Raw genomic sequence first — 22173 nt, forward strand, 5'->3', positions numbered from 1 at the left:
TATTAACAAGTCTCAATTTTTATATCCAAGCGGAAGCAGAGAGTTGCGATAGGGGATTTCATGGTGATTTGATAAAGACTTTTCCTACTTGAGCAGTTAATGTAACCATACATGAAAAGATAATTAGCTTTCTAGATATTTTGGATTCTCATTTAAAGTAAGGAGTAAATTACTAAAAGTAAAAACTTCTGATTCAGCCCAAGTCGATCTGTTCGCTGGATTTCTGAATCAGAAGTATTCTTGAAAATTATTCTTAAAATATTATTTTTCTAGTTTCAGTAATTTTAGTTCCAGGAGGTAAAACACCGAAATCACAAAAATAATCTTGTATTTCTTGTAGTTTTTCTTCATGAGATTTATCCCAAGATGAATTCGGTATTGAACATATTTCAACTTTGTATACCCACTGGTTAGAAGGGGCTCCATTTACACAAGTATATACTTCAAAATCATATGCACAAAAAGGTATTGGATCTGGTGGATAAAACTGAGCAAAAGCACTAAATGAGATTAAAGCAAAAGCCGATAAAATTAAATTTTTCATAATTATAAAATTAAAGTTAAATATAAATCTATAAAAACTTAATTGATTTAACAAATGTAAGTCACATAAAAATGATTATTTTGAAATTAAAATGAAAGCTACCAACTTTCTGAAATACTGAATGGTTTAATTGATTGGTCATGAGTTGAAGTAATAATTTTAGTTATACTGGAGTACCTTAAAGTTCTATGGAAATGGAGTTACCTAAATCTTTTACTAAATATAAAATTTATCATTTTAATGAATTATAATGAGCAAAAGTGATCAAATAATCGCTTTTGCTATTTTAGATTTGTAAATGTTATTCCGGAGAATGCTAAAATTCATTGTGATATTAAAAGAATATATTAGGACCAATTCATTCTAATTAAATTCATGTTCTATATATGCTAAATGATAAAGAAATTGAATTTAAAAAGTGCTTTTATAAAGTAAAATACTTTCAGTCTGGAGTTTGTATAATTTCTAAAATGAATCTATAATATTAAAATTTTGAATCATAAGAAAGTTATTAGAAATAATAGAATTAATAACATTACTAAATATTTAAGCAATAAAATCTCTTTATTTAGATATTTTTAATATCTTTAATTCAGGATAAAATAAGTGTCCTATTATATTTCTAACCTAAATTTTTATAAAATGAAGAGATTATTTTTGTTCATGCTGTTTTTTATTGCAGCTGGAGCTTTTGCTCATAATTGTCCACAACCAATAGGTGGAGGGTTTGTTGGGAAACAAACTTTTGATAAAGGTCCTTTAGGCCATGCTAAATATCCCGATAGAATAGGAAGTAATAAAGGACCTTCTGGAGCTATTTGTCCAAACACTTATCGTATACACGCAAAGGATAGTCAAGGAAATATAGTAAAAAGTAAATTTGTAATTATTTGTGCTTATTCAAAAATGGAAGCACAAATTATTCAAGACATGGTTATTGGCAACAATTTACCTAATCCTTGTGAGTCTTCTTTGAATGAGTGGTGTTCTTCAGTCTTTAAAAATCTGAACTAACTATCTAAGTTAAGTATTCTTTGCAAGTTTAAAATTTTCAATAACTATGCTTTATTTCTATTGATTTTTAAGCTTAGTGACAATCAATTAAAATTATTTATGTTATTATGAAAACAAAAAATAAGAATCTATATCTGGCATTATTTGGTTCATTAGCTATCGTCTCTTGTAGTTCGGATGATATTTTATCAAGTCAGAATGCTCATTCCAATTTAGTAACTTCATCTGAGGATGCTCAGTATTACATAAAAGAAGATTCATCAAAACAACTTAGTAATGGTTATACTAAATTAAAAGAAGATGATGGAAGTGGGGGGCAGGATGGTGGTGGACCAGAAGGTGGTGGAGGTGGTTTTAATGGAAGCCCGGGTGTTAATGGCCCATCAAAGGACTCATCATCTAAAGGATCATTTGGTGATCCATTTAATGTTCCAGGAGGTACTAACATGAACGGAGTGGATAAAGATAAAGGATATTATCCCCCAAAGAATGGGGGTCCTTCTGGAGGAGTACCTAGTGATAAACCGAAAGAAACAGTAAAAAAGGGAACTCCTGGTGGCTTACCTAACCATAATTTTGAAAAAAAAGGGGAAGAAGATGAACCGGTTTATTAAAAAGGAGACAAAAAAATATAATAAGGTTTTAGTTTTGATAAACTAACTTTCTTAATGTTTGAATATCGATATATGTATTACAAACTTCTATGAGATTTTGAAAGAATTCGTTTGTTTATCATGAGGATTAATCCAATTTGAAAAAACTACATAAATTGAAGTTAATAAAAAAAGCAACTTACTGAATTAAAGTAAGTTGCTTTTTATTTGGTGGAGTCGCCGAGAATCGAACTCGGGTCCAAACGAGCAATCCGAAAGCTTTCTACATGTTTAGTTTCCTATTAGTTTTTCGATAAACAGCTCGGCAGAAAACGACCACTGTTTACTTAGCCTCTAAATTTTCAAAACTGTACCGAAGCAATACAATCTCTAGGTTTACTTTTACGGTTCTCCTTTTAAAAACGCCATAAACCAAGGCTTTTTAGGAGAATCTAGCTTTCCCACCTGGTGGGAACTAGGCAAATCTTACTATAAATTCAGATTAAGCAGCTAAAGCGTAATTATTTTCGCCGTTTGAAAAGTTTGAAATATGATATTTACGAGCTGTATCTCAGCGCTCGACATGCTTACTAACCAATTCCACCCGCTGTCAAAGCCAATCGACCCCATTAATTAGAGATGCAAATATACAATATTTTTATACTAGTAATCCTAATTATTTTGGAACAAAAAGTTAACCCCTAATTTAAATTCATGAGGATATTACAATATTTCTTTTAAAATGATTTTATAAGCTTTATATTTGAGAGTTGACTTATAGTGTATAATGTCACATGAATTCTTAATATAATTATATGAAAATAGGTATTATCAGAGAAAGAAAAAATCCACCAGATAGAAGAGCTGTTTTTTCGCCAAGTAAAGCTAGCGAAGTAATGAAAGAGTACCCCGATGTAGAAATTGTTGTGGAAAAATCTGATAATCGTTTTTTTAGTGATGACTCTTACAGAGAAAGCGGAATAAAAGTAGTTGATGATTTGTCGGATTGCGATATTTTATTGGGAGTGAAAGAAGTGCCTATTGATGCTTTAATTCCAAATAAAACATATTTTTTCTTTTCCCATACTATCAAAAAACAGAAACACAATAGAAAATTATTACAAGCTTGTTTAGAGAAGAATATTAGGCTGATTGATTTCGAAACTTTGGTTGATGATTCAGGTCATAGATTGATTGGTTTTGGTCGATATGCGGGTATTGTTGGAGCATATAATACATTGAGAACTTTCGGTATTAAATATGAACTCTTTAATCTTGTTAAAGCGGAAGGTTTACAGCATCAGAATGAATTAATCGAACGCTTAAAACGCCCGTATTTACCTCCTATTAAAATAGTCTTAACTGGATTTGGCAAAGTGGGTAAGGGAGCTAAAGAAATGCTGGATGGTATGAAAATGAAAGAGGTTTCAATAGATGATTTTCTTTCTAAATCATATGATGTACCTGTTTATACGCATATCGATACTAAAGACTATTATAAAAGAATTGACGGGCAAGATTTTGATAAACAAGATTTTTATCTACACCCAGAAAAGTATACTTCAAATTTCGAACGCTTTAGTCAAGAAGCAGATGTTTTTATAGCAGGTCATTTTTATAAGAATGGTTCTCCTAAAATTCTTACTAGAGAAATGTTGAATGCTGCTAAGAATACTATTAAAGTCATTGGAGATATTTCATGTGATGTAGATAATGGTCCTATTGATTCAACTCTTAGGGTTTCTACTATTGCAGAACCTTTTTATGGGTATTATCCTAGAACTGGAGAAGAGGTTCATTTTGAACATCCAGGTGCTGTAGTTGTAATGGCAATTGATAATTTACCATGTGAATTACCACAAGATGCTACAGATGGTTTTGGTGAAATGTTTACAGAACTTATTTTACCGGAAATTTTAAAGATTGAACGTTCAGAGATTTTGAATCGCGCTACAATTACAGAAAATGGAAAGTTAAGAGAGCGATATCTTTATTTAGAAGATTATGTAAACGCATAATTGATTATTTAAACTACATATACCATTGACAAAAAAGGTTCTTTCATTATAACGAAAGAACCTTTTTTGTTTGTATTTGCTTGTTAATTTGAGATTTGAAGTTAATTTTCTGAGCGATTTTTAGAATTTTATCAGAGAGTTTTACCATCCACATAAGTTGTTCTATTACCAATACAGATTCTTCCATTTTTTCTTGAATGTCTAAATCATTACTTAAGCTTTGCTTTAATTCTGTTTCTCGTATTTCTTTTAAATATAGATAGCTTATTTGAAATTCCTCTTTGGCAGCTACAGATGGTACTTTGCTCTCCAATTCCTCTAATATTATAGAGGTAGTATTCAAATTGTTAATGATGTAGTCCATAACAGAATTAAATGCTTTGGAAGCTTCTGTTGTCTTTCTTGATTGAATATAGGTGCCTATTGAAGCTGCTGAGGATAATAATGTATGATTTAGTACAGCTAACTCATATAGCTCTGCTCGATATTTTTGTTTAGATTTTGGTTCTTGTATCATCCTCTGAAAGGAAGCCATTAAATTCCCTACCTCTATGAAAGCATATTTTCTTGCTAATTTGTAAGGTAGAGTAACAGCTCCTTTTTCATTGTAGTATATGGAAATTTCTTTGATGTAATCTCTATTTGCTTTAATTGAATTGGATAGATGTTTATTTACATTTAAAAACTCCCAAGAAGGCCACAATAGATAATTTGCTCCAAATGCTAGAATAGCTCCTAAAAACGTATCAATAATTCTGTATACTAATAGGTCCATAAAATTCGGAGTTAGTATTCCGAAAATTAATACCACATATATAGTAATAAAGGTGACACCTACTTTATAATCTGTATGTGAAAACCAATATCCCATTATCATGGTAAACACAGTTAAATAAGCTAAGTAGTTAACTTCTTTTATAAAATAAAGTAGCGCAAAAGCTATTAATCCACCTATAACAGTCCCTATAACACGCTCAAAAGAACGCTGTTTTGTTAGTCCATAACCCGGACGCATAATAACTACAATGGTCAGTAAAATCCAATAACCATTCAATAGATTGAAGATCTGTCCAATTAGAAAACCAATCAAAATAGTAATTGTAAGACGAACCGCATGCCTGAAGATAATAGATGAAAAATTAAAGTTTTCCTTTAATGTTGACCACCTATAGTGTTGTGGTGTAAGGAATTTCTCTAAGTCTTTGAATTGTTCTTCAATATTAGCATCAAAAACTTTATCTAGTAAAACACGTTCTAAACCTTTAATTTTCTCTATTTGACTTTCGGCATAATGTATAACATTCGAAAATTGTAAAACGGCTTCAATTCTAGTTGGTGCATTTGTTGTTTGTTCGAAATCTTTTAATTTGCTTTTAAGTTCTTCTAATGCTTTAGTCAAGTTTGAGGGAGTACGATACTTATCACCCATATTAAGGGTAGTACCGATATTATAAATGGTTTCTGAAAATTGAAATGCAAGTTGCTGATAACATTGTATAATATCTTCATGACCTTTAAATAATTCATGTAATCTTTGGTGATCAAAGTTTGTTGAAACTGCCATTTCTTGAATTTCAACTAATTCAGAAAAGGCTACTAGTAATTTTCTATTATTAGCGGAGTTTCCAGTGTTAGCTTTGTTCTTTATTAGATATTCCCTAAGATTTTGATGAATCTCATTTAATTTGATCTGAATGTTTAATTGTTTTTCAACGATTTTTTGTGTGTTTGCATTTTTAGACCATAATTCAGCTCTATATTTCAAATATTTTGAAGTTAGTTCTAAACAATCAGAGGTTTGTAAAATGGCATATCTTCTAGGTCTTATTAATTGAAAGATAACAGAGACTAATGTATATAACAAACCACCTAGTAGCAGCATTAAACAATGTGTTAATATTCCTTCTTCATCATAATTATGTGCAAATGCTAAACAGACAGCTAGCAATCCTGTAAATGAAAGCATATTTGCTCTATGTCCATATACTGCAATCATGCTCAAGGAGAAGATAATTCCAATAAAAATGGGATAGAATGTCCAATGTCCAAGGGTAATTGAAAGTAAAAACGTTATAAAAGGTATTGCAATTGCTCCAGTTAATAACCCTACTATTTTGTCTTTAAAACTACTTGGAATGTCTACAGGAGAGGTTAATAAAGCTCCCATGGCAATTGTAAAAGCCAATGTAAATTCTTTATAAGGCAATAGTATTAAAAAAGGTATTACTGATGATATTGTAATCTTTAACGAATCGGATAGATGCGAATTGTCGGTGAATTTTCTTGCTTGTTTTAGCATTCTTAGATTTAAAAAGTATAGACTATTTTACACAGCAATATACAGCAATTTAAATACCAAATAAAATCAAAAACTATATTTATTTCTCTTTTTTTAGTAGTTTTGCTCCGATTTCCATTATTTGTATGGAAGTGAATTATTTAAAAAGAAGGAATTATGATTTTACCGATAGTAGGCTATGGGGACGCAGTTTTAAGAAAAGTAGGAGAAGACATTTCTAATGACTACCCGAATTTGAATGAGGTTATAAAGAATATGTTTGAAACTATGGATAATGCTAGTGGTGTTGGTTTAGCGGCACCTCAAGTTGGATTACCAATTAGATTATTTGTAGTCGATGGAAAACCTTTTGCAGACTATGATGACATTAGTAAAGAAGAGGCAGAATTTTTAAATACATTTAGACAAGTATTTATCAATGCTGTTATAATAAAAGAAGAGGGTGAAGAATGGGCTTTTAACGAAGGGTGTTTGAGTATTCCAGATGTTAATGAGGATGTTTACAGAAAAGAGCGTATCACTATAGAGTATTTAGATGAAAACTTTTCTAAAAAAGTTGAGCAGTTTGATGGGTTAGCCGCAAGGGTTATTCAACATGAATATGACCACATTGAGGGAATTCTATTTACTGATAAGATTTCTAGTTTAAAAAAGAAGTTAAACGCAAGACGTTTGAATAATATTTTGGAGGGAAAAATTGCACCTCATTATAAAATGAAGTTTGCTAATAAAAAAGGCAGATAATTAATTGGAATTTAATTGCAAATTTAGATATTTGCTATTCTTATAAAAAAAAGTAAAAATGAGTTTAGATAAAGTTTTATCGATTTCAGGGAAACCAGGGTTATATGAATTGAAAGTTCAAACTAGAACTGGTTTTATTGCAGAATCAATGGTAGATGGTAAAAGAAGTACTATAGGATTAAAACACAATGTAAGTTTGTTGTCTGAGATTTCTATGTATACATATGGAGGAGAAGTTAAACTTTTTGATGTATTCAAATCTATTGCTACTAAAGAGAATAATGGTCAAGCGATCTCTCATAAAGAAGATAATTCAGTTTTAGTTGAATATTTCAGAGAAATCATGCCTGAGTTTGATGAAGAGCGAGTGTATGTGTCAGACATTAAGAAAGTTTTGACTTGGTACAATATCCTACAAAATAAAGGAATGTTCACTGAAGATACTTTTAAGGAAGTTGAAGTTTCTGAAGAAGCAAAATAAAAATAAAAAGCCCGCTAGACGGGCTTTTTTTATATAGATATATTTATGAATACAAGAGAAGAACAATTAAAGTCCTTAGATAGATTGCTTACAATCATGGATGAGCTAAGAGAAAAATGTCCATGGGATAAAAAGCAAACTTTTGAATCGCTTAAGCATTTGACTATAGAAGAAGTATATGAATTAGGAGATGCTATTTCAGAAAATGATTGCAATGAAGTAAAAAAAGAGTTAGGAGATTTATTGCTACATATTTTTTTCTATTCAAAAATAGGTAGTGAGACTTATAATTTTGACATTGGTGATGTGGCAAATGCTATTTCAGATAAACTTATTTTTAGACATCCTCATATTTACGGTGATACAGAAGTTTCAAGTGTTGATGAAGTATTAAACAACTGGGAGAAATTAAAACTGAAAGAGGGAAATACATCAGTGTTAGGAGGAGTTCCAAAATCATTACCAGCCATGATTAAATCATTTCGAATTCAAGATAAAGCTAAAGGAGTGGGATTTGATTGGGCTTCAAAAAAGGAGGTTTGGGAGAAAGTAGAAGAGGAGATAGGAGAATTTAAGGCGGAAGAAGAGTCGGGAGATCTTGATAAAATGGAGCAGGAGTTCGGAGATGTCTTGTTTTCCATGATAAATTACGCAAGATTTTTAGGAATTAATCCAGAGACAGCTTTAGAGAGAACTAACAAGAAATTTATTAATAGGTTTCAGTTTATTGAAGAAAAAGCCAAAGAAAATGAAAAATTAATTCATAATTTAAGTTTAAATGAGATGGAGTTCTTTTGGAATTTGTCAAAAGATAAGTTTTAGTCTCTGTTAATTTTTGTTGAAAGTTTTAGTTTTTCAGATATTGAGTTAACTTTACTCCTGAAAAAAAATATCTAAAATGACAATTCAGAAAAAAATAATGTTCCCTTTTATATTTGGGATATGTGCTTCTATGTTTGCACAAGATGCAAATGTTAGGCAAAAAATTACTAGGAATTACGATTTAGCTAACACCAATTCTCTTGTAGAAAAACTGACACTTAGCGCTAATTCTTCAAAAGAATTAGCCCTTAAAATAGCAAAGGAAAAAAACCTACCAATATCAGGAATTTCAAATGAAGGAAGGTTTTTTGAGCTACAAGGTGTCTTCCCAAATGGAGATCTTAAATATTTCACTACTTATAATGCTGGGAGTAGAGCTACGGCACGAGTTAATTCAATTTCAACGGGAGGGGAATTCAAACTTAATCTGAATGGTGAAAACATGATTATTGGTATTCTTGAGGGTACTGTAGCACTAGAAACACACCAAGAGTTTACAGATGATAATGGGGTTACTCGAGTGAAGAAAGGTGAAAATTTCCCTCCACTTCAAAATTTCCCTCAAAATCAATTGGAAAACTATTTGTTTCAAAAAGCTCATGCTACTCATACTACAGGAACATTAATTGCAAAAGGACTTAATCCTAAAGCAAAAGGAATAGCTCCAAAAGCAAGTGTAAATATGTTTAATTGGAATGGTGATGTAGCAAAAATGACTACACAAGCTAGTAAAGGTTTACTAGTCTCGAATCATTCTTATGGAATCAATATAGTAGTGCCTGATGGTAAAGGAGGATATGTATTGGTCGTAGCACCTGGGAATTTTGGATTGTATGAGGAAGAAGCAATTGCTTATGATAAATTAATATATAATCATAAATACTACCAGCCAGTCATGGCAGCAGGTAACGATAGAGGATGGGCTAAAGCAGCTAATCCTAGTAAAAAGGGTAATGATATGTTACTAGGTAAAACTGTAGCAAAAAACACTGTGGTAGTTGCAGCGGTAGAAGAAGTGTTAAATTATACTTCGGCTAGTGATGTGATTATGTCCGATTTTAGTAATTTTGGTCCAGCAGACGATTTTAGAATTAAGCCAGATATTTCTGCTAAAGGAGTAAAGGTGTTGTCTGCATTATATGAATTTCCAAAACCACCAAACTCAATTTATTCAGAACCTTTGAATAATCTTTATGTTGAAAATGAAGGAACATCTATGGCTGCTCCTGTAGTTACTGGTGTTTTTGCTCTATGGCAACAATGGGCTATAGAAAACTCTAAAGATGGTGTTCCATTTAAATCTGCAACATTAAGAGCTATGATGGCTCACACTGCAGATGAAGCAGGAAATACACCAGGTCCAGATCATATGTTTGGATGGGGATTGCTTAATGCTCAAAGAGGAGTAGAAGTAATGTTGAATTCTAAAATAGAAGGTGCTTCTGTTATAGAAGAAAATATTTTAAATAACAATGCCAAGTATGATAAAACAATATCGGTTAATGGAGAAGTTAGCAAAATCAATGTTACTATAGCGTGGACAGATCCAGCGGGGACTTTTCATATGAGTAATTTTGAAAGTGAAAATAACGTTATTCCAGCAATTGTTAATGATTTAGATGTGGTTGTAACAAAAGCCGGAGAGGAATTCTTACCATGGAAATTGAAAAAAGATTTTAATGATTTAAGAGCGATTAAAGAAAATAATGATGTTGATAATATTGAGAAAATAGAAATAGATAACGTTACTGCTGGTGAATATACAGTATCTGTATCACACAAAGGAAGCTTGACTTTCGATATGCAAGAATACAGTTTAATTGTTTCTCTAATTAAAGAAGACGGAACTTTATTATCTACAGATAATAATCAATTAACTACAGTAGATACTTTTAAAATTTGGCCAAATCCGGTGAATGAGGTTTTAAATATTACTATTCCAGAATCTAATGGTTTTGAAAAAGTATCTTACGCTATTTATGACATTACTGGTAAATTGTTATCTAGAGGTCATGAGCAAAATAATACTTCTATTGAAGTCCCTGTTTCTGAATTATCTAAAGGAGTTTACTTTATAGAAATTCAATCTAATGGATTAAAATCTTCTACACAGAAATTTATAAAGAACTAATTATAGGAGAACAATACTTTTTATACATTAAAGACCTTATTAAATTTTATTTAATAAGGTCTTTTTTTGTTCTATTCTACAGAAATCCTTTTTAAGTTTTCATTTTACTAACAAAAAATCTATTTGGCTTAATAAGATTAAAGCAATAAAAAAACGCGAACCAACTGGTTCGCGTTTTTTTATTTAGAGCGATAAGTAAAAGTCTATTTACCTTCGTTTGCAAGATTTTTCATTTCCTTTTCAATCATATCATAGAATTGATCAATTTTAGGAAGTATAACAATTCTTGTTCTTCTGTTTCTAGCTTTGTTTTCAACAGAAGTATTGTCAACTAAAGGAATATATTCACTTCTACCAGCAGCAATTAATTGCTTAGGATTAACACCTAAATCTTTTTGTAATAGACGAACAATTGAAGTTGCGCGCTTGACACTTAGATCCCAGTTGTCTTCCATCATTGAAGTTTTAATAGGCACATTATCAGTGTGTCCTTCAACCATACATTCGAAATCTGGTTTACTATTGATGATTTTCGCAACTTTAGCTAAGATTCCTTTTGCTTTGTCACTTACCTGATAACTACCTGATTTGAATAGTAATTTATCTGCAATGGAGATAAACACCACACCTTTTTCAACATTTACTTCAATGTCTGGATCATCAAAACCTACTTCTTTTTTAATGCTTTTTACTAAAGCTAAAGTAACTGAGTCTTTTTTAGTGATTGCATCTTGTAAACGAGAAATTTTTAAATCTTTTTCCTTTAAGCTTTCAAGAGATTTCTCTAAGTTATCAGCACCTTTAGAAGACAACATGGTTAAGTTACCCATATTGTCAATCAAGTCAGAGTTGTTCTTTTTAAGGAATTCAATTTGATTGGCTAAAGCATTCTTCTCAGCTAATGTAGAATTTAATTTAACTGTACAAGTGTTTAATAAATCTTGTACTTCTTTATTCTTAGATTCTAATGCTGCAATTTTTTTCTTAGTCCCACAAGAACTCAGTAAAATTGCTAAAACTGATAAACCTAAAACGACTTTTTTCATAATTAATGAATTGATTAAATGTGAATGCTAAATTATTAATTTTTATTTTATATCTCTATGTTAATTTTACTTGTTAATAGTTAAATTAAATCATCGAAATTTTTTCTTTTTTTTATAAAATACTGATTAATTATACTTGTATTGCGATAGTAATCAGCATGTTGTTTTGTTAATCTTTCGGGTTTTGAAATAAGTAGTCTTTTGTAAAATGCGAAATGAGCTCGTATTATAGCGAAACAATGAGTAGGTTGACCACTAAGTAACATTCTAACCCCTGCTATTCCATCTAAACAAAGTCTAGCAAATATCGTACTAAACAAAACTTTTTTCGGGAGATTTTTATATAGCATCAGGAGTGAATTTCTAAAATTCAAATATGTTTTCTGCGGAGATCCATATTTTAAGGTTGCTCCTCCTATATGGTAAACTGTTGAATTTCCACAATATTGAACTTTATAATTCTTGTTGAAAGCTCTCCAACAAAGATCTATTTCTTCCTGATGAGCAAAAAAAGTCTCATCGAAACCATTTAATTTCCAATATACGTCTTTTCGTATAAAAAAACAAGCTCCAGAGGCCCAGAAAATAGGTTTGCTATCATTGTATTGACCAGAATCAGTCTCAATCGTATCAAATATTCTACCTCTACAATATGGAAAACCATACTTATCTATAAATCCGCCTGCTGCTCCTGCATACTCAAATTTATTCCTATGCTTATAATCTAATATTTTGGGCTGAATTATTGATATTTCATTATTGTTTTCAAAGGTATCTAATATTGGTTCTAACCATTCTTCAGTAACTTCGATATCAGAATTTAATAAGCAATAATAGGGTTCTTCTATACTTTTTAAAGCAATATTATAACCTTTCGCATAACCATAATTTTCATCGTTGATGATTATTTTGATATCTGGGAATTTGTTTTTAATTATACTAATTGAATTATCTGTAGACGAATTGTCTGCTACATAAATAGTGGCTAAAGATGAATATTTAATAATAGTAGGTATAAATTTCTCAAGTAGTTCTTGACCGTTCCAATTTAATATTACTATTGCTATTTTAGCTAGAGGGTTAGAGTTCATCGTAATTAGGTAGTTTTTTTAAGAAAATGTAGTTCTGCTGTTCGTAATCCATTTTACATGGGTAGTGTTCTAATCCATTTGTTATAAAAAGCAGGTCTGCTTGTAGTTCTAAATTGTATCTCGCAATTTGATTGAAAGTCTCTTGGGTTATTTTAATTTGAGGAGCTTTACATTCAATTAGTAAATGAATTGATCCATTTGGCTTAAAAACAACAACATCATATCTTTTTACCAAATCGTTGATTTTAATTACTTTTTCAACATTTATTAAGGAAATTGGAAAGTTTTTTGAATATATCAAATCATGAACAACATGTTGACGGACCCATTCTTCGGGAGTCAGTAGAATAAACTTTTTGCGAACAACATCAAAAATAGCAAGTTTATTTTCACTATTTTTGAATCGAAATTTAAAATTGGGGAAATTCAATCTTTGCATAGATACAAATGTATTTCTTCTAAAGCTACCGAACAATTTAATGTAATAGAATATTTTGGATGAAGTAATCACAATTACCAAAAATATTAAAGCTGGAAACATATCTCCAGTTTATTTTTTTATGGGAGAAGAAGCATATTATATTGATAAGCTCTCGGAATTTATTGATGATACTATTTTAACTGAGGACGAAAAAAGTTTTAATCAGATGGTACTCTATGGAAGAGATGTTACCATGCAAGAAATACTCTCAAATGCCAAAAGATTTCCTCTAATGGCTGAAAAACAAGTTATTATTGTAAAGGAAGCTCAAGAGCTATCAAGGTCAATAGATCAATTAGAGTCTTATTTGGAAAATCCTCAACCTTCAACTGTATTAGTGTTTTGTTATAAGTACAAAACTTTAGATAAGCGAAAAAAGGTGTACAAATTATTGCAGAAAAACTCAGTTCTTTTTGAAAGTAAAAAACTTAGAGAATATCAAATTGAGCCTTGGTTAAAGAGAGTTATAGCTGGCAAAGGATATCAGATTGAGCCTAAAGCTTCAGCAATGCTAGTGGAGTTTCTAGGTACTGATTTAGCTAAAATTTCTAATGAAATTGATAAGTTAAGTATAATTCTACCAAAAAATAGTTTGATTACAGCAGATGTTATTGAGAAAAATATTGGAATTAGTAAGGATTTTAATAATTTCGAATTGATTAAAGCTATTGTCGATAGAAACTCTATAAGTGCTTATAAAATAGTTAAACATTTTTCTTTAAATCCAAAAAACAATCCTTTGGTTTTGACTTTAGGTTTGGTTTATTCTTATTTTTCAAAGCTTTTATTATATCATGGACTAAAGGATAAATCACCTAATAATGCAATTAAAGTATTAAAGGTGAGCCAATATGCTTTAAAAGATTATGACATAGGAAAGAAGAATTATCCCATGAGAAAGGTTAGTCAAATTATTTCCATACTAAAAGATGTTGATTTAAAAGCAAAAGGAGTAGGGGCTCAAAATATTAGTCAAGGCGATTTACTAAAAGAGATGTTAGTAAAGATATTTAATTAAAAAAATGAAGCAATAAACTTTAATGATTCTGTAGTGCTAAATAATTTGATGTATAGTTTTAATTATGTTTAAGCATTATTTACTCTCATTAAATGAGAAAAGGTTTTTATAGATAAGTACTATCTGCAAAACTTAAACGTTTTGCAGATAGTTTCAAATTTAAATTTTTTCGAAATTTATTGTATCACTATACAATCTAACTCCTCCATCTTTTAGAGTGATTAATAAATTATGATTGTCAGTCCAAGTGGCTGTTTCTACTGCTTCTCCAATTTGCATTTCTTCAGTAGGTCCGTTTTTAAAAATTAAAAGGACTTTATTTCCTTTAATTTGAATGCTTGTTTCTCGCTGTATAATTATTGTGAATTTCATAATATAATTTTTATTGTGAATTTATAGAAAAATGAGTTAATACGGCAATCAAATCTTGTTTTTTTATATAAAATCATATTCGAACTAGAATTAATGATTTTTACTTTTGCTTAGATTTTTATTTTAAATGATTGATGCTGCAATATTTAAAATGATAATTGCAAACACTTTATTGTATTTTGTAATTCATTAATTAAGCGTATTTTTGAGTTTTGTAATAGAATAAATTTTAATATAAATATGTCAGACGATAAGAAGGTTATCTTTTCGATGTCAAAGGTTAGTAAAACCTATTCATCGACCAATAAGCAAGTACTTAAAGATATCTATTTAAGTTTTTTTTATGGGGCTAAAATTGGAATTCTGGGGTTAAATGGATCGGGTAAATCTTCCCTATTAAAAATTATTGCAGGTGTTGATAAGAATTATCAAGGAGATGTAGTTTTTGCACCTGGATATACTGTAGGGTACCTTGAACAAGAACCTCAATTAGATGAGAGTAAAACAGTGATTGAAATTGTTCGTGAAGGAGCTGCTGAGATAGTTGCTGTTTTAGATGAGTTCAATCAAATCAATGATATGTTTGGTTTGCCAGAGGTTTATGAAGATGCTGATAAAATGCAAAAGTTGATGGATCGTCAAGCTGTATTGCAAGATAAAATCGATGCTGCAGACGGATGGGAACTAGATACAAAATTAAACATTGCAATGGATGCTTTACGTACTCCAGAGCCAGATACTCCAATTAGTGTGCTTTCTGGTGGAGAACGCAGAAGGGTAGCACTTTGTCGCTTGTTATTGCAACAACCAGATGTTTTGTTATTAGATGAGCCGACTAACCACTTAGATGCAGAGTCTGTTCTTTGGTTAGAACAACATTTACAGCAATATCAAGGAACTGTTATTGCAGTTACCCACGATCGATATTTCTTAGATAATGTTGCTGGATGGATATTAGAGTTAGATAGAGGAGAAGGGATTCCATGGAAAGGAAATTACTCATCTTGGTTAGATCAAAAGTCTAAACGTATGGCTTTAGAAGAGAAAGTTGCTTCTAAACGTAGAAAGAACTTAGAGCGTGAATTGGATTGGGTAAGACAAGGAGCAAAAGGGCGTCAAACAAAACAAAAGGCAAGGCTTCAGAATTACGATAAGATGCTGAATGAAGATCAGAAACAATTGGATGAAAATTTAGAAATTTACATTCCTAATGGTCCGCGTTTAGGAACTAATGTAATTGAAGCTAAAAATGTTTCTAAAGCATTTGGTGATAAATTACTTTATGAAGATTTGAATTTTAAATTGCCACAAGCTGGTATTGTTGGTATTATTGGACCAAATGGTGCCGGTAAATCAACAATATTTAGGATGATAATGGGAGAGGAGACTCCGGATAGTGGTTCTTTTGATATTGGAGAGACTGTAAAGATTTCTTATGTAGATCAATCTCATAAAGATATAGATCCAGAAAAATCAATTTGGGAAAACTTTTGTGATGGTCAAGAGTTGATTATGATGGGTGGAAGACAGGTGAACTCTAGAGCTTACTTAAGTAGATTTAACTTTGCAGGATCTGATCAAAACAAGAAAGTTTCTACATTATCAGGTGGAGAGCGTAATAGACTTCACTTAGCTATGACTTTGAAGGAAGAAGGTAACGTATTGTTATTAGATGAGCCTACAAATGATTTGGATGTGAATACTCTTCGTGCTTTGGAAGAAGGATTAGATAATTTTGCGGGTTGTGCTGTGATTATTTCGCATGACCGTTGGTTCTTAGACCGTGTGTGTACTCATATATTAGCTTTTGAAGGAGATTCTCAGGTATATGCTTTTGAGGGTTCATTCTCTGAATATGAAGAGAATCGTAAAAAACGTTTAGGAGATACAGCTCCAAAGAGAATTAAGTATAAAAAACTGGTTAGATAATTTAATCGAGTATATGAAATTAAAGGATTGCTTTTTTCGTTATTAAAAAGCAATCTTTTTGTATTGTTGTTTGCAACAAAAAAAGTCCCAATGTACATTGGGACTTTTTTTTGAATTATAATAATCATTGATTAAGAGAAAAATGTTATAAAGACATTTAAAATCAAAGCATTTAAAATATCAATAAAAAAAGCACCAACCATTGGGATAATTAAAAAAGCTTTTTGAGATGGTCCAAATCTGTTTGTTACGGCCTGAATATTTGCAACAGCAGTAGAAGTAGCTCCTAATCCGAAACCGCAGTGACCTGCACTTAAAACTATAGCATCATAGTCTTTCCCCATAAATCTATAGGTAACATTAGCAGCAAATAAGAGCATCATGACTACTTGGACAAGTAAAATTACTAATACTGGTAAAGCTAAATCTACAATTAACCAGAGTTTTAATGACATTAAAGCACAAGCTAAAAATATTGATAATCCAACATTACCTAAAATATCAATTGGCTCATTGTGTATTTTTCTTTTAAACAGATAGGTTGCTCCGTTCCTTATTATTACTCCCACAAACAAACACCAAACAAAAGTAGGTAGTTTGAAGCTATATTGTGAGTTCCAGTCTGATAACCATTGACCTATTACAAGACAAATAGCTAACATGCTAATTGTACCTAGGATAGATTTATATGAAACAGTTTCTTCCAATACTCCTTTTTTAGTAGATGGAGTTTCTTGTTCTTCTGCTTGAATGTTATTTTGAGTTGCTTCACTTATTTCTTTATAATTATTCTTTTTCAATAAGCGATAAGCCAGTGGTCCCCCAATAGTTCCTCCAAATATAAGTCCAAAAGTAGCACAGGCCATTCCTATTTCTTTTGCACCTGGTAATGGGTTATTTCCAGCCATAAAATCATCTGCCCATGCTCCTGCAGTACCATGACCTCCAGTTAAGGTTATAGAACCCGCCATTAATCCTAATCTAGGGTCTAAATCCATAATTTTAGCCATAGCTAATCCTACAAAGTCTTGGCAAACTATAAAAACAGCTGCAATAAGTAGGAATATGATTAATGATTTTCCGCCTTTTGCTAAATCCGAAAAATCTGCATTTAATCCTATGGAAGAAAAGAATATAAACATCATCCCTTGTTGAAGGCCAGCATTGAAAGAGAATTCTATTTTAAAAACAGCATGTGCTATCCAACATAAAACTGCTATTAAAAAGCCACCAACTACAGGTTCTGGAATATTGTATTTTTTAAAAAAGCTTATATTATTAACTAAAAAAGCTCCTAAAACCAGTACTAGACAAGCTAGTGCAAGAGTTTCAAATAGGTCAAAATTCATGTATATAAATGTGTTTTATATGAAAAGTAGTAAATGTATTTAGGCAAATATAAAAAAAGCTTTATTAAGATATGAGACATTTTAGATACTTGTCTAATATATCATATATTTGCAGTTGCGTTTTTTTGCTATTTTATATAGTTGAAGTCGCATTATATATAGGAATCACATTAAAAACAATGAGGTGTTGATTTTGTGATTAAATCTTTTAAAAATATTGATATCTACTTTTAGGATCAATTAGAAATACATATTTTTGCATATGCAACACAACGTACTTATTTTAGATTTTGGCTCGCAATACACTCAGTTAATTGCGAGAAGAGTTCGAGAATTGAATATATTCTGCGAAATACTACCTTTTAATGATTTGCCTTCTGATTTGACAGAATACAAAGCTGTAATTCTTTCAGGAAGTCCATATTCTGTTCGTTCAGAAGAGGCTTTACATCCAGATTTGGGCGCAATTAAAGGAAAAATGCCTTTATTAGCTGTTTGTTATGGCGCTCAATATTTAGCTCATTTCTTTGGAGGTGAAGTAGCTCCATCTGATACAAGGGAATATGGAAGAGCAAATTTGAATATGGTTCAAAAAGATCCATTGTTTGAATCTATTCCTGAAAACAGTCAAGTTTGGATGAGTCATAGTGACACAATTAAAGTACTTCCAACGAATGGTGTTCTTTTGGCAAGTACTAAAGATGTTAAAAACGCCGCTTACAAAATTGATGGTGAATTAACATATGCTATTCAATTTCACCCAGAAGTATATCATTCTACAGATGGAGCGCAATTATTAAAAAACTTTTTAGTTACTATAGCGGGTGTAGAACAAAGTTTTACCCCAAGTGCTTTTGTTGAAGAGACAATAGCTGATTTAAAATCAAAAATCGGAAATGAGAAAGTAGTTTTAGGACTTTCTGGTGGTGTTGACTCTACAGTAGCCGCTGTTTTATTACACAGAGCGATTGGAACTCAATTACATTGTATTTTTGTAAACAATGGTCTTTTAAGAAAAAATGAATTCCAAAATGTATTGAAGCAATATGAAGGAATGGGGCTTAATGTAAAAGGGGTGGATGCTTCTGACCGTTTTTTAGATGCTTTAAAAGGAATTGATGATCCTGAACAAAAAAGAAAAGCTATTGGACATTCTTTTATTGAGGTGTTTGATGACGAGTCAAAATTGATTACTGATGCTACTTGGTTAGGTCAGGGAACTATTTACCCTGATGTAATAGAATCTATTTCTGTTAAGGGGCCCTCTGCTACGATAAAGTCACATCATAATGTTGGAGGTTTGCCTGAATATATGAAATTGAAGATTGTAGAACCTTTGCGTATGCTTTTCAAAGATGAAGTTCGTAGAGTAGGTGCTTCAATGGGAATCGATCCTGAACTTTTAGGAAGACATCCTTTTCCAGGTCCTGGACTATCAATAAGAATCTTAGGGGATATTACAAAAGAAAAGGTAACTTTACTACAAGAAGTAGATGCTGTTTTTATAGATGGATTAAAAGAGTTTGGCTTGTATGACAAAGTTTGGCAAGCTGGTGCAATTTTACTTCCAATTAATAGCGTTGGTGTTATGGGGGATGAGCGTACTTATGAAAAAGTTGTTGCTTTAAGAGCAGTTGCATCTACAGATGGAATGACAGCAGATTGGGTACATTTACCATATGAGTTTCTAATGGAAATTTCAAATAGAATCATAAACAGAGTGAAAGGTGTAAATAGAGTAGTTTACGATATTAGTTCTAAACCACCTGCCACTATAGAATGGGAATAATTTTAATCGAACTAAGTCGTTACAATAGTGTTGTAGCGACTTATTCGCTTATATAAAGACTATAGTTATGAAAAAGAAAGTTATTGCATGTTTTACAGCCTTTATTGTAGCTAGTTCATGGGGAGTGTTTGCTCAGGAATCAGGCTATATTAAACACAGAGTTAATAGAGGAGAAACGGTAAGTAAAATTGCTAGGGAATACGGACTCTCAGTTACAGAATTAATAGAACATAATCCTGAAGCTAAAAATGGAATAAGAGAAAATGAATTTGTCTTGATTCCAAATAAAGAGCCACAACCTATTGTAAAGGACTCTAAGAAAGTTATGGAAACTCCTCCAATAAAAACTCATGTAGTTGAAGTAAAAGAGACTATTTATAGTTTGACTAGAAAGTTTAAAATATCAGTTCAAGATATTTATAAATGGAATCCTGGTTTAAAGGAAAATGGATTAAAAGTTGGTGAAACAATTTATATTTCTGAAGACCCTTCTATAACTGCACTTCAGGATAAATTTAAGGAAAAGAATGAATCCTCTAAAGAGTTTAATAAACTAGATTATATTTATAAAATTGTTGAGCCTAAAGAAACTCTTTATGGTATTGCTAATGAGTATAATACAACCGTTCAAAACTTAATAATTCTTAATCCTGAGTTAGGAAAAAGAGAACTCAAAATTGGAGAAAAGATTAAAGTACCTTCTGTTTTTAAGAAAGGTATAGGTAAGATGGAAGAGGATCAGATTAAAGATATTTTAAAAGGAGGTACTACGAAAATAAAGGTTGAACCTAAAGAGACTATATATAGTATTACTAAAGATTATGGTATTTCAGCTGAAGAGTTACTTAAACTAAATCCTGATTTAAGGTTTGGACTTAAAACAGGTATGGAATTAAATGTTCCAAAAACAGGCATAGAGTCTTATGATGCAAAAAAGAACTTAAATTATGAAACAGTATTTTCTAATAAGCATTCAGCAGTGATTTCAAATTTAGAAAAAAGTATTGTTAAGACTAACTCTAAAGAAATTGCTTTTCTCTTACCTTTTAATGTTGATAACCTTGGAAGCGATATAGAAAGAAAGCTCAAGACAGATTCATTTCTTAACATGACTTTGGATTTTTATGCAGGTTCATTGCTTGCTATAGAAGAGGCCAATAAACTTGGATTACCTTTGAATGTAAAAGTTTACGATTCAAATGAAAGTAAGAATAATTCATCTGTTGCGTCAATTGTATCTAAAGAGGAATTTCAGGATGTTGATGTTGTTATAGGTCCCTTTTTTCAGAATAACATAAACTTGCTTACTCAAAAATTAAAAAATACAGACATTGTAATGGTTTCGCCATTGTCTAATGAAAAAGCAATTACTGAAAGTAGTAATGTAATTCAAACAATGCCGCATTCTGATGTTTTAAAGAGTACTCTTCTTGATTATTTTATTTCACAAAAGTCAAACATTACTGTTATTGTAGATGATAAGAAAAGTTCCACTAAGAACTTTTTACAAAAAGAGTATCCTAACGTTAGAGTTTTAAATAGTAGTGCGGCAAAGACAATTGGGAATTACTTAGTTGCCAATACTAAGAATGTTTTTATACTTGATTCAAATAGTATAGAAACTGCATTAGAAACAACAAATCAACTTTTAAACAAAAAGGATTTATTTGATATTCAATTAGCTGCATTTGAAAAAAATGATGTGTTTGATTATAGTGAAATTACTATTGAAAAATTAGTTGCTTTAAAATTGACATATCCGTCTGTTACAAGAGAAAATGAAACTGAAGCAGGGTCGCTATTTGCAAAGAATTATAAAGCAAAGAATAATATTTATCCAAGTCGTTATGCTACTAGGGGGTATGATGTTACTATGGATGTTATTCTTCGAATGTTTCAAAAGGATGGTTTTCTGGCAAGCATGAATTCAAATTCTCAGCAGATTGAAAATAAATTTATTTATGTGACTAATTCTAATGGAGTAATTAGAAATACAGGGGTTTATTTATTACAATACGGTGAAGATTTAACTATTAATGTTATACAATAAATGTTATCAAAAGTCACATACTTAGGTGATCTGCGCACTAGTTCAGTTCACATTCAGTCAGGAGAAGTTATATTAACCGATGCTCCTATAGATAATCATGGTAAAGGTCAAGCTTTCTCTCCAACTGATATGGTAACTAATTCTACTGCTTCTTGCATGTTTACTATTATGGCAATCAAAGCTAATGAAATGGAGTTAAATCTTGAAGGTTCTACAGCTGAAGTTTTCAAGGAAATGAAGTCTAATCCTAGAATGATTTCTAAAATAACTATTCGATTCTCTATGAGTATTATTGTAGATCAAAAACAACAAATTATTTTAGAAAGAGTTGCACTAACTTGTCCAGTTTATTTAAGCTTACATCCTGATATTGTTAAGGATATTGATTTTCAATGGAAGTAA

Annotated in this window: 19 protein-coding genes and 1 other RNA gene; 12 read left to right on the plus strand and 8 right to left on the minus strand. The window is 31.0% G+C overall.

The window, feature by feature from the left end; all coding sequences use genetic code 11:
• Positions 1 to 253 precede the first annotated feature (253 nt).
• Entirely contained in the window at positions 254 to 544 is a 291-nt protein-coding gene (locus tag BM024_RS07380) for a hypothetical protein (protein ID WP_090678827.1), read from the minus strand.
• A 642-nt stretch (positions 545 to 1186) separates the two neighbouring features.
• Here BM024_RS07380 and BM024_RS07385 point away from each other — a divergent pair.
• Positions 1187 to 1558: a hypothetical protein gene (locus BM024_RS07385; protein WP_143077739.1), complete on the plus strand. Its 372-nt coding sequence runs from the start codon at positions 1187 to 1189 to the stop codon at positions 1556 to 1558.
• Positions 1559 to 1665: 107 nt separating this feature from the next.
• Positions 1666 to 2172, plus strand: coding sequence for a hypothetical protein (locus BM024_RS07390; RefSeq protein ID WP_090678829.1), 507 nt, complete (start codon positions 1666 to 1668; stop codon positions 2170 to 2172).
• A 208-nt stretch (positions 2173 to 2380) separates the two neighbouring features.
• Here BM024_RS07390 and ssrA read toward each other — a convergent pair.
• Positions 2381 to 2779, minus strand: a transfer-messenger RNA (tmRNA) gene (ssrA, locus tag BM024_RS07395).
• A 187-nt stretch (positions 2780 to 2966) separates the two neighbouring features.
• Here ssrA and BM024_RS07400 point away from each other — a divergent pair.
• Positions 2967 to 4169, plus strand: a complete 1203-nt coding sequence (locus BM024_RS07400) for an NAD(P)-dependent oxidoreductase (RefSeq protein WP_090678830.1) — start codon at positions 2967 to 2969, stop codon at positions 4167 to 4169.
• 46 nt (positions 4170 to 4215) lie between these two features.
• Here the strand turns inward: BM024_RS07400 and BM024_RS07405 are convergent, their stop codons facing one another.
• Positions 4216 to 6468: an FUSC family protein gene (locus BM024_RS07405; RefSeq protein ID WP_090678831.1), complete on the minus strand. Its 2253-nt coding sequence runs from the start codon at positions 6466 to 6468 to the stop codon at positions 4216 to 4218.
• A gap of 156 nt (positions 6469 to 6624) precedes the next feature.
• On the opposite strand from BM024_RS07405, the gene def reads away from it, so the two are divergent.
• From def to BM024_RS07425, 4 genes are all read left to right on the plus strand, one after another.
• A complete protein-coding gene (def, locus tag BM024_RS07410; protein ID WP_090678832.1) occupies positions 6625 to 7212 on the plus strand; it encodes a peptide deformylase in 588 nt (195 codons plus the stop codon).
• A gap of 58 nt (positions 7213 to 7270) precedes the next feature.
• Entirely contained in the window at positions 7271 to 7693 is a 423-nt protein-coding gene (locus tag BM024_RS07415; RefSeq protein WP_090678833.1) for a DUF5606 family protein, read from the plus strand.
• Between the two features lie 45 nt (positions 7694 to 7738).
• Complete coding sequence (gene mazG / locus BM024_RS07420; RefSeq protein ID WP_090678834.1) at positions 7739 to 8515, plus strand: nucleoside triphosphate pyrophosphohydrolase; 777 nt, start codon at positions 7739 to 7741, stop codon at positions 8513 to 8515.
• Between the two features lie 76 nt (positions 8516 to 8591).
• A complete protein-coding gene (locus BM024_RS07425) occupies positions 8592 to 10646 on the plus strand; it encodes a S8/S53 family peptidase (RefSeq protein WP_090678835.1) in 2055 nt (684 codons plus the stop codon).
• A gap of 203 nt (positions 10647 to 10849) precedes the next feature.
• Here BM024_RS07425 and BM024_RS07430 read toward each other — a convergent pair whose 3' ends face one another.
• From BM024_RS07430 to BM024_RS07440, 3 genes are all read right to left on the minus strand, one after another.
• Positions 10850 to 11692, minus strand: coding sequence for an OmpA/MotB family protein (locus tag BM024_RS07430; protein ID WP_090678836.1), 843 nt, complete (start codon positions 11690 to 11692; stop codon positions 10850 to 10852).
• Positions 11693 to 11772: 80 nt separating this feature from the next.
• Positions 11773 to 12783, minus strand: a complete 1011-nt coding sequence (locus BM024_RS07435; RefSeq protein ID WP_090678837.1) for a glycosyltransferase family 2 protein — start codon at positions 12781 to 12783, stop codon at positions 11773 to 11775.
• Positions 12773 to 13222: a type I restriction enzyme HsdR N-terminal domain-containing protein gene (locus BM024_RS07440; protein ID WP_090678838.1), complete on the minus strand. Its 450-nt coding sequence runs from the start codon at positions 13220 to 13222 to the stop codon at positions 12773 to 12775. The genes BM024_RS07435 and BM024_RS07440 overlap by 11 nt, the downstream gene beginning before the upstream one ends.
• A gap of 55 nt (positions 13223 to 13277) precedes the next feature.
• Here BM024_RS07440 and holA point away from each other — a divergent pair, with 55 nt between their 5' ends.
• Positions 13278 to 14282 carry a DNA polymerase III subunit delta gene (gene holA / locus BM024_RS07445; RefSeq protein ID WP_090678839.1) on the plus strand — a complete coding sequence of 335 codons (1005 nt, stop codon included), beginning with the start codon at positions 13278 to 13280 and terminating at the stop codon, positions 14280 to 14282.
• Positions 14283 to 14441: 159 nt separating this feature from the next.
• Here holA and BM024_RS07450 read toward each other — a convergent pair whose 3' ends face one another.
• On the minus strand, positions 14442 to 14654 hold the full coding sequence (locus tag BM024_RS07450) for a hypothetical protein (protein WP_090678840.1): 213 nt from the start codon (positions 14652 to 14654) through the stop codon (positions 14442 to 14444).
• Positions 14655 to 14894: 240 nt separating this feature from the next.
• Here BM024_RS07450 and ettA point away from each other — a divergent pair, with 240 nt between their 5' ends.
• Complete coding sequence (ettA, locus tag BM024_RS07455) at positions 14895 to 16583, plus strand: energy-dependent translational throttle protein EttA (RefSeq protein ID WP_090678841.1); 1689 nt, start codon at positions 14895 to 14897, stop codon at positions 16581 to 16583.
• A gap of 131 nt (positions 16584 to 16714) precedes the next feature.
• On the opposite strand, the gene gltS is transcribed toward ettA, so the two are convergent.
• Complete coding sequence (gene gltS, locus BM024_RS07460) at positions 16715 to 17932, minus strand: sodium/glutamate symporter (protein ID WP_090678842.1); 1218 nt, start codon at positions 17930 to 17932, stop codon at positions 16715 to 16717.
• 262 nt (positions 17933 to 18194) lie between these two features.
• On the opposite strand from gltS, the gene guaA reads away from it, so the two are divergent.
• The 3 genes from guaA (at position 18195) to BM024_RS07475 (ending at position 22173) form a co-directional block, all read left to right on the plus strand.
• Positions 18195 to 19721: a glutamine-hydrolyzing GMP synthase gene (guaA, locus tag BM024_RS07465; protein ID WP_090678843.1), complete on the plus strand. Its 1527-nt coding sequence runs from the start codon at positions 18195 to 18197 to the stop codon at positions 19719 to 19721.
• Between the two features lie 67 nt (positions 19722 to 19788).
• Positions 19789 to 21771, plus strand: coding sequence for a LysM peptidoglycan-binding domain-containing protein (locus tag BM024_RS07470; protein WP_090678844.1), 1983 nt, complete (start codon positions 19789 to 19791; stop codon positions 21769 to 21771).
• A complete protein-coding gene (locus tag BM024_RS07475) occupies positions 21772 to 22173 on the plus strand; it encodes an OsmC family protein (protein ID WP_090678845.1) in 402 nt (133 codons plus the stop codon).

The sequence above is a fragment of the Myroides guanonis genome (assembly GCF_900114085.1).
GTDB classification, from domain to species: Bacteria; Bacteroidota; Bacteroidia; order Flavobacteriales; family Flavobacteriaceae; genus Flavobacterium; species Flavobacterium guanonis.